Genomic DNA, 13,795 nt, shown 5'->3' with positions numbered 1-13,795 from the left:
GCATGACTGAGCCACTGCTACAGCTGAGCGGCATCACCCGCAGTTTCACCGCTGGCGACCGCGAGTTTCTCGCGCTGAACAACATCAACCTGACGATCAATGCCGGGGAAATGGTGGCGATCATTGGTGCCTCCGGTTCCGGCAAATCGACGCTGATGAACATTCTCGGTTGCCTCGATTACGCCACCGCCGGCAGCTACAGGATCAACGGCCAGGAAACCCGCGATCTGGACAATCAGGCCCTGGCCGAGTTGCGCCGCGATTACTTTGGTTTCATCTTCCAGCGTTACCACTTGCTGCCGCATTTGAGCGCAATGCACAACGTCGAGATGCCGGCGATTTACGCCGGTACGCCCCAGCTTCAACGCCATGCCCGTGCCCGTGAGTTGTTGGCACGACTGGGTCTGGAAGGCCATTTGACGCATCGGCCGAGCCAGCTCTCCGGCGGTCAGCAACAGCGCGTGAGTATCGCCCGCGCTTTGATGAACGGCGGCGAAGTGATCCTCGCCGACGAACCGACCGGCGCCCTCGACACGGCCAGCGGCAAGGAGGTCATGCGCATCCTGCTGGAGCTGCACGCGGCGGGGCACACGGTGATTCTGGTCACTCACGACCCGAAAGTGGCGGCCAATGCCGAGCGCATCATCGAAGTCAGCGACGGCGAAATCCTCAGCGACCGCAGCAATGAACGCGATACCACGCACCTGCTCAGCGAAGAACCGGTGGCACCGAAAGCCACCGCTTCGCGTCGCCTGGTCGCCAGTCTCGGGTTGTTCAAAGAGGCGTTCGCCATGGCGTGGGTGGCGTTGATCTCGCACCGCATGCGTACCTTGCTGACCATGCTCGGCATCGTCATTGGCATCACGTCGGTGGTGTCGATTTCGGCGGTCGGGGAGGGCGCGAAAAACTACGTGCTCAAGGACATCGCCGCGATTGGCAGCAATACCATCGATGTCTACCCCGGCAGCAGTTATGGCGACAAACGTGCCGCCGCCATTGAAACCCTGACGCCGGCCGACGTCACCGCGCTGAATCAGTTGTACTACGTCGACAGCGCCACGCCGATGATCGGCCGCAGCCTGTTGTTGCGTTATCGCAATATCGATCTGGATGCGCAGGTCAACGGCGTCAGCGATCAGTACTTCAAGGTGCGCGGGATCAAAATGGCCGCGGGCATCCCGTTCAGCGAAAGCGATGCGCGGCGCCAGGCGCAGGTGGTGGTCATCGATCACAACACCCGGCAGCGTCTGTTTGGCCAGGATGTCGACCCGTTGGGCCAGGTGATCCTGATTGGCAACCTGCCATGCACAGTGATCGGCGTGGCCGCGCAGGATAAAAGCCTGTTTGCCTCGGGCAAGACCCTCAACGTCTGGGTGCCCTACGAAACGGCGGCCGGGCGGGTGTTGGGCCAGCGTTATCTGGACAGCATCAGCGTGCGCATGAAGGACGGCCAGCCGAGCAAAGTGGTGGAAGAGCACGTCACCCAACTGCTGCTGCAACGCCACGGCACCAAGGATTTCTTCACCAACAACCTCGACAGCGTCTTGCAGACCGTGCAGAAAACCAGCCGCTCGCTGGCGTTGCTGCTGTCGCTGATTGCGGTGATTTCCCTGGTGGTGGGTGGTATCGGGGTGATGAACATCATGCTGGTGTCGGTGACCGAACGGACCCGTGAGATCGGCATTCGCATGGCGGTGGGGGCGCGGCAGTCGGACATTCGTCAGCAGTTTCTGGTGGAGGCGGTGATGGTTTGTCTGTTGGGCGGGGCGATCGGCATTTCCCTGTCGTATGCCATCGGGCATTTGTTTTCGGTGTTTATCAAGGAGTGGGAGATGGTGTTCTCGCTGGCGTCGGTGTTGACGGCGGTGGTGTGCTCGACGTTGATCGGGATTGTGTTTGGCTTTGTGCCGGCGCGGAATGCTTCGCGGCTTGATCCGATCGAGGCGTTGGCGCGGGATTAAAAGCGGCCCTCATCAAACCTGCTGGGCATTGGGGGGGATTGCCGGTGAATCAGGCATATTGGAGCACGTCGCGGGATTGCCCTCACCCTAACCCTCTCCCAGAGGGAGAGGGGACTGATCTCGGTGTTCTTTCGAGGTACACCGACGTGGGATACCGAGTCGAACTCAGGTTTTGAACAGCACAAAAATCGGCTCCCTTTCCCCCTCGCCCCCCTGGGGGAGAGGGCTGGGGTGAGGGGGTAGATCCAACTGACACACCGCAAAACCTCGAATCACCGCCATCCAGAATTTCCATCAATAAACATAACGCCGTGAGCGCGTTTAAATTACACGAACCGTTACGTCATACCGCCTACAACACCTTGCGTCGTTACCTACGCGTACGCCAGAATCCGCCGGCTTACGCGGCTATGGGTCGGGATATATCGTTCGCCTGTCACTGCAAATCAGTGATCGGGTTTGGTAGCCCGCTTCGGTACCGCCGTATGGCGCCACCTTATGCAGTCTCTTTTTGCGGCTGCGTTTTATATGGTGGACATGCGTGGGGCTCATTCATGAGCGCCGGGTTTCCGTATCGACCGGTCTACCAACCCGCGCATGGCCGCCACCTTCGTTTGGTAGCGAAAGTGATGGCTCCGGTTAATTTCGATACGAGACTTTATCTATGTTCAAAGCCACACCCAACCCTCCGGACACCGACCCGATCCCCTACGACGCCGCACTGGAACCTCAAAACATCAAAGAGGCCACAGAACGGGCGATCAATTTCTACCTCAATCCGTCCGCGCTCAAAACCTCAAAGCCCACCCGCAAAACCGGCAAGATCTACCTGATCGACCCCACCGTCGACGACGAAACCCTGCTGGTTGAAGCCTACGAATCGCTGTCATCGGCAAGTGACATGGCCCGCGACCTTGCCGACTCGATCGACAGCCCTCATCGCAAGAAGATGTTGATCCTGCAACAGGTGATCATGTTGAGTGAATTGGTGGTGAGTCGCGTCCTCGACAATCAGCGCTTGCCCAATTAATTGCGAAACGGCCGCGTGAGGGAGCCTGCTCCCTCGCTGCGCAGAAGGAGTTTGAGCTGATGTCCAAGACACCCGATCCGCCGGTGACTGCGGCCAACATCATGGCCACGCCCTACACGCCCAACGCTATGTTCCGGGTCAATCCGCAAACCGATACCGAATCCCTGCTGGCAAACGCCTGTGAATCGCTGGCATCCGCCTCGGTCATGTTGTCTGATTTTGCCGGGATGCTGGAGGGGCCGCATCGCAATACCTTGCTGGGTATTGCGCAAGTGGTGATGTTGGGGGAATTGGCGGTGAATCAGGCATTGGAGCACGTCGCGGGAGTGCCCTCACCCTAACCCTCTCCCAGTGGGAGAGGGGACTGACCGCGGTGTTTGCTGAAGATGCACCGACGTGAACTACCGAGTCGAACTCAGGTTTTGAAAACCACAATGATCGGCTCCCAAGCCGAGCTCAGGTTTTGAACAGCACAAAGATCGGCTCCCTTTCCCCCTCGCCCCCTTGGGGGAGAGGGCTGGGGTGAGGGGGTAGATCCAACTGACCCACCCAAATACCGAAGGCGTCGCAATCCCGGCGTATCACGCCGCACTCGACGCCAACGCCTCCAACGGCGAATACATCCAGCGCATCAACGAATGCCGCCCGCTGATGCCCAACTTGATCGCCGCGCGTTTCAGATAGCTCTCGACGGTGTTGACCTTCAACGCCAATTGCTCCGCCAGTTCCGGCGCCGTGCGGCCGGCGAGCAGGCCGACGCAGACTTCGGTTTCGCGGTTCGACAGGCTCAGTCCCAGTTGCTCCAGGCGCTCGTCAAAGCGCAGGCGCAAGGTTTCCAGGCCGCTGCCTTCGGCTGCTTCGGACGGAATTTGTGGATCAGGGTGGCCGGTTGCAGGGCGTTGATGTGTTTTTCCACCATCGGCAGCAGCACCGGGGAGATGTCCTGCAACAGGCTGCGCTCCTGCGCGGAGAAACGCTGCGACTCGCCGTTGCGGTACACCGAAATCACGTAGCGATAGCCGTCCTTGCGCCGGGTCAGGTGCAGTTGCGAGGCGTCCGCACTGGTCGCGGCCGGCGGATTCTGTAAATGGTGAGCTGCCGCACTGTGTTCGGAAAACACCGTTTCTGCGAGCAGGGCCGGCTCTTTCAGCGGCTCCGGCTCACTGCGGCTCGACGCGCGGCTCACCGGTTCGACACGCATCTGCCGGATGTGCGTGGCGTCGACCGCCAGTTGCGTCAGGATCAGGTCATGCAGCATGCGCGGAAAGTGCCGGCTGCCGGTGCTGGCGATGACCTTGCCGATGTGGGGGAACAAGTGTGAATTCATGTGCGTGTCATCCCTGAGAGGCGTTAATTCAAAAACGTCTGCAGTCCTGTCGACGATCTCCTTGGTCGACGAAAAACCGCAGACTTGGATCCTATCCTAGTACAACGTTTGAGCGACGGTTTAATGAAGGTGTTATTAGCTAATAACCCTGAATTTGCTGGCTTCAACGTGGGAACGAAGAGAACACCGCCGTTGAATTGTCCTGCTCAGGTTGACGGTGAAACCCATTTCAACCGATTTATCCCTTTTCGATGCGTCAGTAACCTGTACACAACTTGAACGCAACAACAACTTTCCAACATTGAAAAGGGACGCACACCATGACCACTCCAACCTACAACCGCCTGAACAAAGACGACGCCATCGTGCTGCTGGTCGACCACCAGACCGGCCTGATTTCGCTGGTGCAGGACTTCTCGCCAAACGAGTTCAAGAACAACGTGCTGGCCCTGGCGGATCTGGCGAAGTTCTTCGAACTGCCAACCATCCTCACCACCAGTTTCGAACAAGGCCCGAACGGCCCGCTGGTACCGGAGTTGAAAGAGATGTTCCCGGACGCGCCGTACATCGCTCGTCCAGGCCAGATCAACGCCTGGGACAACGAAGATTTTGTGAAGGCGATCAAAGCCACCGGCCGCAAGCAGATCATCATTGCCGGTGTGGTGACGGATGTGTGCGTAGCGTTCCCGACCTTGTCGGCGCTGGCAGAAGGGTTTGATGTGTTTGTGGTGACCGACGCTTCCGGCACTTTCAACACCACAGTGCAACAGGCTGCATGGAGCCGCATGACCCAAGCCGGTGCGCAGATGATGAACTGGTTCTCGGTGGCCTGTGAGCTGCACCGCGACTGGCGCAACGATATTGAAGGCTTGGGTAATCTGCTGTCGCAGCGCATCCCCAACTACCGCAACCTGATGAACAGCTACTCGGCGCTGACGGCTCAGCAGAAGTAAGCCGACGCGACCGAACAAAAGCCTGCTCTGAAAGCAGGCTTTTGTCGTGTCTGCGCTTTAACGTGCTAGCAGCGTTTCGATGACGTTACTTCAGGTTATGGCTGAAGAACGTGGTCAATTTGGCGAAGGGAATCAGGTTGACCCGGTCGTACAAGTCGACATGGCCGGCCCCTGGAATGATCAGCAGCTCTTTGGGCTCGGCCGCGCGCTGGTACGCGTCTTCACTGAACTCGCGGGAGTGCGCTTGAGCGCCGGCAATGAACAGCAGCGGGCGCGGAGAGATGCTCTCGATGTCATTGAACGGGTAGAAGTTCATGAACTTCACGTTGCTGATCAGCGTCGGCATGGTGGTGGTCTGCGGCGAAGCACCGGCCGGGGTGACCTGGCCACGCGGGGTGCGGTAGAAATCGTAGAACTCGTCACCCACGGCATTGCCAGTGAGTTTGAGCGGTGTGCCGCCGGTGTAGCGGACCGGGCCGCCCCAGGACTGCGCGTCACGCTGCTGCGCCGCCTGTTCAATGATCGATTGGCGTTGCGCTGGCGTGAGCGAATGTTTGAGACCGTTACGGTTGGCAGCACCCATGTCGTACATGCTGACGGTGGCAATCGCCTTCAAACGTGGGTCGATCTTGGCGGCGCTGATGGCGAAGCTGCCGCTGCCGCAAATACCGATAACGCCGATACGCTCGCGATCGACCAGTGGGCGAGTGCCGAGAAAGTCCACCGCTGCGCTGAAGTCTTCGGCATAAATGTCCGGCGCAACCGACTGGCGTGGCAGGCCCTCGCTTTCGCCCCAGAAGGACAAGTCGAACGACAGCGTGACGAAACCCTGTTCCGCCATTTTGGTCGCGTAGAGATTGGCGCTTTGCTCCTTCACTGCGCCCATCGGGTGGCCGACGATGATTGCGGCATTTTTTGACTGTGGGTCGAGGTTCTTCAGGCTGAACAGATTGCCTGCGACCTTCATTCCGTACTGGTTCTTGAAGGTGACCTTTTCCACGGTCACTTTATCGCTGGTGTAGAAGTTGTCTGCGCCGTTCGACATATCGGCTCCCATGGCTGAAAAAGTACTGAAGAGCAGCCCGAAGGCCAAGCAAAAACCTTTCACTGGAATGTCCTTGCGATTGAGGGTTTATTCGTCTGAGCCTGTGCACGAACATTCTCTCGATCAGCGCCTCGGCGCCGAAGTGCATTCCTCTGGATTGCTTGCCTGATCCACTGAGTCCTGGATTTTTAATGCCGCGCAAACACGATTTGGCGGCGATGAGAGGGCAGGGACGGGATATGGATTACGCTGAGGATTCGGTGCTGGCCTCGACCAATCCGGTTTCAGCTTGCCGGCCACTGCGCTGAGTTTCCGGAACACCCATCGCGAGCAACACAACCGCTACCGCCGCAATAGCGGCCAGGGTCAGAAACGCCGCGCTGTAACCGGCCTCTTGCACCACGAGTCCGGCGAGGCCGTTGCTCAGTGCCGCGCCGAGTCCGAAGGCTGTCGTCAGCGCGCCGAGGCTGATGTTGAAGTGACCGGTGCCCTGGGTGAGGTCTTTGACCATGATCGGAAACAAGGCGCCGAACAGACCGGCGCCGACGCCGTCGAGCAGTTGCACCGCGACCAGCCAATAGGCATCGTCCGACAGCGTGTAGAGCACGCCGCGCAAGGGCAGGATCAGGAATCCGGCTAGCAGCAGCGGCTTGCGTCCCCACAGATCGGCTTTTGCCCCGACCAGCAATGCCGCCGGCACCATCACCAATTGCGCCGCGACGATGCAGGCCGAAGTCAACGGGGTGGCCATCTGCAAATTGGCTTGCGCGAGTTTTTGACTCACCAACGGCAACATCGCCGCATTGGCGAGGTGGAACAGCGCACAGCAAATGGCGAACAGCAACAGCGGCCGGTTGCTCAGTAGCACCGACAAACCGGAAGGCTGGCGGTGGCTGGCGTCGGCCGGATCAAGTCCACGGGCCAGATCATGGTCGATGGCGGCTGGCGACACGCAGGCAATGGCGATGACACTGGCCAGCGCCATGGCCGCCATCAGATAGAACACCGCCACCGGGCCGAACAGATACGCGAACACGCCGGCCAGCAGTGCGGCGCAGGCATTGCCGGCATGATTGAAGGTTTCGTTGCGCCCGGTTCGCCGAGTGAACGCCCGTGGCCCGGTCATGCCCAGGGTAATCGCACAAATGGCCGGGGCGAATATCGAGGCGGCCATTGCGCTCAAGGTTTGCGTCAGCGCCACCCAAGTGAACGACGTCACGAACGGCAGCACCAGGCAGCTTCCGGTCACCAGCAGCGCGGCGATCGCAATCAACGCACGTTTGCGTCGGCTGTTGTCGACCCAGGCGCCGGCGGGTGTCTGGGTGATCAGCGCGGCGACCCCGGCGATGGTCATCACCAGACCAATGCTGGCCGGCTCCCAGTGATGCACCGCCAACAGGTAGATGGCCAGATAGGGACCGAGGCCGTCGCGCACGTCGGCGAGGAAAAAGTTCAGGCTGTCCAGGGACAGGTTGTTGCGGCGATCGAGGTCAGCGGCCACGGCGGTGTCTTCAATGTTCGAGGTTTGCGGATGGATTCAACCTCAGCAAGCCTAATGACCTGCGCCCGTGAATATAAGTTGCAGGCCGCTGCCGTGTCGTTGCGAAACAACACCAAGGGGCTGAAAACGACGTTCCGTCATACGGTTGCTGCACGTTCGACGCGCTACTTGTATCCTTGCGCCGGTCGAGGACATACGACCGCTGTTATTGCCTTGAATCAGTAACGGCCGGAACCGGAAACCGGACTTTCCATTAGGTACTTTCGTGAAGCGTGATACACACCTCGTCATCCTCTTGCTGCTGGTCATCGGCTGCTCCCTGGCGTCGCTGACCATCTGGAAAGTGCTGTCTTCGCGCGATCGCGCGCTGGAGGAAGTCAACGTGCACGGGTTGAACCTGACCCAAGCACTCGAGACCTATTCCGAAGGCATTGTCCGGCAAAGTTCGCTGCTGTTGCTCGGGCTGGTCGAACGCCTGGAAACCGAAGGCAGTGGCCCCGCGCAGATTCAGCGCCTGAGTGCCCTGATCAACCGCCAGCAACCGCTGATGCCACAACTGAGCGGTATCACCATCTATGACCGCCATGGCCATTGGCTGATGTCTTCGAACCGGCCGATTCCGGTCGGTGCCAACAGCAGTGATCGAGCCTATTTCATTCATCATCGCGCCGATCCGAGCCGCGAACCCTTTATCGGGCCACCGATCCGCAGCCGTTCCAATCAGGAGTGGGTGATCACCGTCAGCCGCCGTTTCAATAATGATCGCGGCGAGTTCGCCGGGGTTGTGGCCGTGACCCTGGGCGTGGAAAACTTTCTGCGCCTGTTCGGCAAACTCGACATCGGCCAGGACGGCGCCATCGGCTTGTCCTATACCGACGGCACGTTGCTGGTGCGCTATCCCTTCCGCGAGCAGGACATGGGTCGCAACTTTTCCAAATCGCCGATCTACGCCAAGTACCTGGTCGATCAATCGGTCGGCACCGCGTCTTATACCTCCAGCCTGGATGGCGTCGAACGCCTCTACGCCTTCCGCAAAAGTGAGAAATTGCCACTGATCACCACGGTCGCCATCGGCAAGCGTGAAGCGCTCAAGGCGTGGCGAACCGAGGCACTGCTGTCGGCGGTGGTGGTGGCGGGGCTGTTGGGGCTCACCGGTCTGATCGGCTGGTTCTTGATCCTCGACATCCGCCGTCGGACCCAGGTTGAAGGCGAACTGCGCATCGCTCAGCAGCAGTTGCTCGGCTCCAATCGGCAACTTGAGTTGTTGGCCATGAAGGATGCGCTGACCGGGCTGGCGAATCGGCGCTGCTTCGACCAGACCCTGGCCACAGAGGCGCGTCGGGCAAAGCGCGACGGTTCGTCACTGGCCTTGCTGATGATCGATATCGACTATTTCAAGCGCTTCAATGATGCCTTCGGGCATGTTGCCGGCGACGCTTGTCTGCAAACCGTCGGTAGCGTGCTGGATGAGTGTGTGCGGCGACCGTCGGACCTGGTGGCGCGCTACGGCGGCGAAGAGTTCGCCGTGATCATGCCCGACACCGATATGGGCGGCGCTGCGGTGGTGGCGCAGCTGATTATCGAGCGCCTGCAGCAAGCCAACATTGCCCACCCCACCAGTCCGGTGGCTCGTGTGAGCCTGAGCATCGGCATCGCCGCTGCGCGCGGTGCGCACCTGGAGCCGGTGAGCGCTCTGATCGAGTGCGCCGACCAAGCGCTGTATCAAGCGAAAACGGCAGGGCGCAACAGGTTCATGACATCCGCTGCGCAACCCTCACTCAACGTCGATGGACAGCAGGCCACCGACCCTTGACACCAGCGTGTCGACGGCAAACGGTTTGGTCAGTACCTGCATGCCCGGGCCGAGCTGACCGTTGCCGATCACTGAGTTTTCCGCGTACCCGGTGATGAACAAAGTCTTCAGCCTCGGCCTGATTTCCCGGCCCGCATCGGCCATCTGCCGGCCGTTCATGCCGCCCGGCAAGCCGACATCGGTGATGAGCAAATCGATGTGCGCGCTGGAACGCAATACTTCCAGTCCCTCAACGCTGTCGGCCGCTTCGAGCAGGTTGTAGCCGAGGTCGTTCAGCACGTCTTTGAGCAGCGTTCGAACGGTGGGTTCGTCGTCGACAATCAGGATGGTCTCACCGGCCTTTGCCGGCAGGGTTGCCGAGTTTTGCGTGTCATCGTGATTGCGCTGCGTTTCGCCGCGGTAGCGCGGCAGGTAAATGCAGATGATGGTGCCTTGCCCCACGGTCGACTGCACCCGCACCTGGCCACCGGATTGCTTGGTGAAACCGTAGATCATCGACAGCCCCAGCCCGGTGCCCTGGCCCAGCGGTTTGGTGGTGAAAAACGGGTCGAACGCCTTGGCCATGACCTCCGCACTCATACCGGTACCGGTGTCGGCAACCGACAGGCACAGGTATTGCCCTTCGGGCATCTCCCTGATGCGCGCCGATTCAGCATCGAAGGTTCGATTGGCGGTTTCAACGGTAATGCTGCCGCCATCGGGCATCGCATCACGGGCGTTGATGCACAGGTTGAGCAAAGCGTTTTCCAGTTGGCTGGCGTCGACCAGCGCCGGCCACAGATCGGCGGCAACGACCGTCTTCAGGCGAATGCTCGGGCCGACGGTGCGCTGGATCAGTTCGGTCATGCCGGCAATCAGTGCGTTGACTTCAGTCGGCCGAGGATCGAGGGTCTGCCGGCGGGAGAACGCCAGCAGGCGATGGGTCAGGGCGGTCGCGCGTTTGGCGGCGTCCTGGGCGATCAGCATGTATTTGTCGATGTCCTTCAGACGACCTTGGGCGATGCGTTTTTCCATCAGCTCCAGAGAGGCACAGATCCCCGCCAGCAGGTTGTTGAAGTCATGGGCCAGACCGCCGGTGAGTTGCCCGACGGCTTCCATTTTCTGCGATTGGCGCAACTTCTCTTCGGCCTGCATCAGTTCTGCGGTGCGCGCCGAGACCCGTTGTTCCAGTGTGTCGTTGAGCGCTTTTAAAGCGGCGGTGACCCGGTCGCGTTCGTCTTCGACATTGCGCCGGTCTTCGACATCGATCAGCACGCCGGGAAAGCGTAAAGGCGTGCCGTCTTCGGCGCATTCGACGCGTCCGTTGGCTTCGATCCAGGTGTATTTGCCATCCGCACCGCGCACTCGGTACTGGTGCGAATAGGCGCCACCGCGGGCAAGGGCGTCATTGATTGCCACTGTCAGCCCCTCGCGGTCATCGGGGTGCACGGTGACTACCACTTGCTCCAGGCTCAGACCGTCGCGGCCCAGTGCCGGGTCAAGGTTGAAGACCCGGGCGAAAGCTTCGTCGACGTAGAAACGATCGGTGGGCAAGTGCCAGTGCCAAGTGCCGATAATGGCGCCGGCGGCCAAGGCCAGTTGGACCCGTTCGACGTTTTCCCGAGCAATCGCCTCGCTGACGCGCAAGCGTTCCTGCGCGTCGCGGCGCTCGGTGACGTCGCTGAAGAAGATCGCAATCTGCCGATCGGCCGGGTCACCGACACGGACGGCGCGTACGTCGAACCAGCGTTCGAAGGTGTTGGCGTAGTTCTCGAAGTTGGCCGGCTCGCCGGTCTTGGCGACGTGGCCGTAGGTCTCGAACCAGAATTTCTCCAGGTTGGGCGCAAACTCGGTGACCCACTTGCCCCGCAGGTTGACCCCGGCCTGACGCTCGAACGCCGGGTTGGCCTCAACGAAGCAATAATCGATGGGGTAGTCGTCGGCGTCGAATTTGACTTTGACGATGGCGAACGCGGCTTCGATGGTTTCCAGAATGGTGCTGAAGCGCTCTTCACTTTTGCGCAGTGCGGTTTCGGCACTGCGCGAACGGGTCAGGTCGAGCATGGCCCCGATCATGCGTTCGGCTTTGCCATCGGCATTGCGGATCAAATGCCCGCGGTCGAGCACCTCGGCGTAGGATCCGTCCTGACAGCGGAAGCGGTACTCGGCACTCCAGGTGGTGCCTGTGCCCGCCATCGCCGCCCGAATCGAAGTCTCGACCCGCGCGCGATCCTGCTGGTGGATCTGCGCAAAGCGCCAGTCACACGTCGGTTCGATGGCGCTGGGGGCATAGCCGTACGCCTGTTCCAACGCGTCGTTCCAGACAATCTGATGGGTTGTCAGATTCCAGTCCCAGACGGCGTCGCAGGTCGCTTTGACGGCCAGGCGCAGGCGCGTGACCTCGGACTCAAGCTCCTCGCGAGTAAGCTGTTTCAGGATATCCACCCCTCATGCCTTGATTATTGGTCTGCGTTCAATAGGCGTGTTTCAAGCGAACACCCAGGTTGCTTCGTAAGCTTTGTGAGCCATTGACCCGGGGCGCCCTGTTTAAGTTGCACGCGGGGCACGGGCGCGTGCGTTTTCATAACGAGTCGCCGTTATCCAGCGTGTCGAGCAACTGTTGGCCACGTTGCCACAGTGCCTGTTGTTTGGCTGGCGGCATGCGGTCGAGGTTTTTGTACATCATGGCCATGCGCTGATTGCCCCGTAGAAGGTCGGCGTGGCGCATCAGGAAATGCCAGTACAGGGCGTTGAACGGGCAGGCGTTGTCAGCCGTGGTTTCGCGCACCGAGTAAGCACAGTCGCGACAGTAGTCGGACATCCGGTTGATGTACTGGCCGCTGGCACAATAAGGCTTGGAACCGAGGTAACCGCCATCGGCGTGCATGACCATGCCGAGGGTGTTGGGCAGTTCGACCCAATCGAAGGCGTCCATGTAGATCGCCAGATACCATTCACAGATCTGCTTCGGTGCGATGCCGGCGAGCAGGGCGAAATTGCCGGTCACCATCAGGCGTTGGATGTGATGGGCGTAGGCGTGTTTGAGGCTTTGGCCGATGGCCTGGCGCATGCAATTCATTTTGGTTGCACCGGTCCAGTAGAACTCCGGCAATGGCCGCTGGTTGGCGAATGCATTGCCCTCGGCGTACTCGGGCATGTGCAGCCAGTAAACGCCTCGGACATATTCGCGCCAGCCGATCAGTTGGCGGATGAAACCTTCGGCAGCATTCAGCGCGATGCTGCCGGACCAATAGGCCGACTCCACATCAGCGCAGAGCTGGCGCAGGTCGAGCAAGCCAATGTTCAGCGCCGCGCTGATGCGCGCATGGAACAGAAACGGCTCGCCGCTGGCCATGGCGTCCTGATAGTCGCCGAAGCCGGCCAAGGCGTAGTCGAGAAAGTACGCCCAGAGCGCCTGCGCATCGGCGTGCGTCACCGGATAGTTGAAGTCCTCCAGACTGCCGTAATGACTGGCGAAACGGTGTTTTACCAAGGCGAGGACTTCGACGGTGATTGCATCGTTGGCAAAACCGGCCGGGTAGGGTGCCTTGACGGTTTTCGGCAAAGCTTTGCGATTCTCGGCGTCAAAGTTCCACGCGCCGCCGACCGGCGTGCCGTCACCGTTGAGCAACAGGCGACTTTTGCGGCGCATCTCGCGGTAGAAGAATTCCATGCGCAACTGTTTTTTGCCTGCGGCCCAAGCGCGAAACTCATCGCGGCTGCACAGGAAGCGGCCGTCGGCGTGCCAGTGGATCGGCACACCACATGCTTTGAGCGATTGCTCCAGGCGCCAGTCTCCGCACTCCGTCACGTGCAACTCGCTGGCCTGCAACAAAGCCTGCCAGCGCTTCAGCTCGCCGGGCACCGAGCCGCTGTTCTGCGGGTCGTCGAGGGCCACGTAATGCACGTGGATGCCCTGGTTCTCCAGCGCCTGAGCAAAGTGACGCATGGCACTGAAAATCAGCGCGATCTTCTGCGGGTGATGGGCGACATGGGTGGCTTCTTCCATGACCTCGACCATCAGCACACGGTCGTGTTCGCTATCCAGTCCGGCCAATGACGCCAGATCAAACGATAACTGGTCACCCAGCACCAGGCACAACCGACGGGTTTTGTTCATTTCACGAATTCAGCGTAAGGGCAGCAGGCTGCCGCGTGGACGTTTAAGTGCTAAATCCAGATAGTT

Annotated in this window: 9 protein-coding genes and 1 pseudogene; 5 read left to right on the top strand and 5 right to left on the bottom strand. The window is 60.2% G+C overall.

Annotation, left to right across the window (positions count from 1 at the left end):
- Positions 1–2: 2 nt before the first annotated feature.
- The 3 genes from AB4N74_RS11785 (at position 3) to AB4N74_RS11775 (ending at position 3,332) form a co-directional block, all read left to right on the top strand.
- On the top strand, positions 3–1,961 hold the full coding sequence (locus tag AB4N74_RS11785) for a MacB family efflux pump subunit (RefSeq protein ID WP_093430744.1): 1,959 nt from the start codon (positions 3–5) through the stop codon (positions 1,959–1,961).
- 664 nt (positions 1,962–2,625) lie between these two features.
- Positions 2,626–2,991: a DUF6124 family protein gene (locus tag AB4N74_RS11780; RefSeq protein WP_460100308.1), complete on the top strand. Its 366-nt coding sequence runs from the start codon at positions 2,626–2,628 to the stop codon at positions 2,989–2,991.
- A 101-nt stretch (positions 2,992–3,092) separates the two neighbouring features.
- The gene (locus AB4N74_RS11775) at positions 3,093–3,332 is read left to right on the top strand and encodes a DUF6124 family protein (protein ID WP_460101128.1); all 240 of its coding nucleotides are present in this window, start codon (positions 3,093–3,095) and stop codon (positions 3,330–3,332) included.
- 240 nt (positions 3,333–3,572) lie between these two features.
- Here the strand turns inward: AB4N74_RS11775 and AB4N74_RS11770 are convergent.
- Positions 3,573–4,318 (bottom strand): annotated as a pseudogene (locus AB4N74_RS11770) (response regulator transcription factor).
- 320 nt (positions 4,319–4,638) lie between these two features.
- On the opposite strand from AB4N74_RS11770, the gene ycaC reads away from it, so the two are divergent.
- Positions 4,639–5,271: an isochorismate family cysteine hydrolase YcaC gene (gene ycaC / locus AB4N74_RS11765; protein ID WP_007916011.1), complete on the top strand. Its 633-nt coding sequence runs from the start codon at positions 4,639–4,641 to the stop codon at positions 5,269–5,271.
- An 85-nt stretch (positions 5,272–5,356) separates the two neighbouring features.
- On the opposite strand, the gene AB4N74_RS11760 is transcribed toward ycaC, so the two are convergent.
- Together AB4N74_RS11760 and AB4N74_RS11755 are read right to left on the bottom strand one after the other, a co-directional pair.
- Positions 5,357–6,379 (bottom strand): alpha/beta hydrolase, encoded by a 1,023-nt coding sequence (locus tag AB4N74_RS11760; RefSeq protein ID WP_099756485.1) that lies wholly within the window; start codon positions 6,377–6,379, stop codon positions 5,357–5,359.
- Positions 6,380–6,560: 181 nt separating this feature from the next.
- Positions 6,561–7,817 (bottom strand): MFS transporter, encoded by a 1,257-nt coding sequence (locus AB4N74_RS11755; RefSeq protein WP_460100306.1) that lies wholly within the window; start codon positions 7,815–7,817, stop codon positions 6,561–6,563.
- Positions 7,818–8,082: 265 nt separating this feature from the next.
- Between AB4N74_RS11755 and AB4N74_RS11750 the strand changes: the two genes are divergently transcribed.
- Positions 8,083–9,630: a sensor domain-containing diguanylate cyclase gene (locus AB4N74_RS11750; RefSeq protein WP_099756483.1), complete on the top strand. Its 1,548-nt coding sequence runs from the start codon at positions 8,083–8,085 to the stop codon at positions 9,628–9,630.
- On the opposite strand, the gene AB4N74_RS11745 is transcribed toward AB4N74_RS11750, so the two are convergent.
- Positions 9,592–12,054 carry a hybrid sensor histidine kinase/response regulator gene (locus AB4N74_RS11745; protein WP_099756482.1) on the bottom strand — a complete coding sequence of 821 codons (2,463 nt, stop codon included), beginning with the start codon at positions 12,052–12,054 and terminating at the stop codon, positions 9,592–9,594. The genes AB4N74_RS11750 and AB4N74_RS11745 overlap by 39 nt on opposite strands.
- A gap of 136 nt (positions 12,055–12,190) precedes the next feature.
- Complete coding sequence (locus AB4N74_RS11740; protein WP_460100301.1) at positions 12,191–13,729, bottom strand: cryptochrome/photolyase family protein; 1,539 nt, start codon at positions 13,727–13,729, stop codon at positions 12,191–12,193.
- Between the last annotated feature and the right edge of the window lie 66 nt (positions 13,730–13,795).

It is taken from the genome of Pseudomonas sp. H3_C08 (assembly GCF_054669455.1).
The sequence above is the reverse complement of the archived record's forward strand: the minus strand, read 5'-3'. Positions and strand labels throughout refer to the sequence as shown.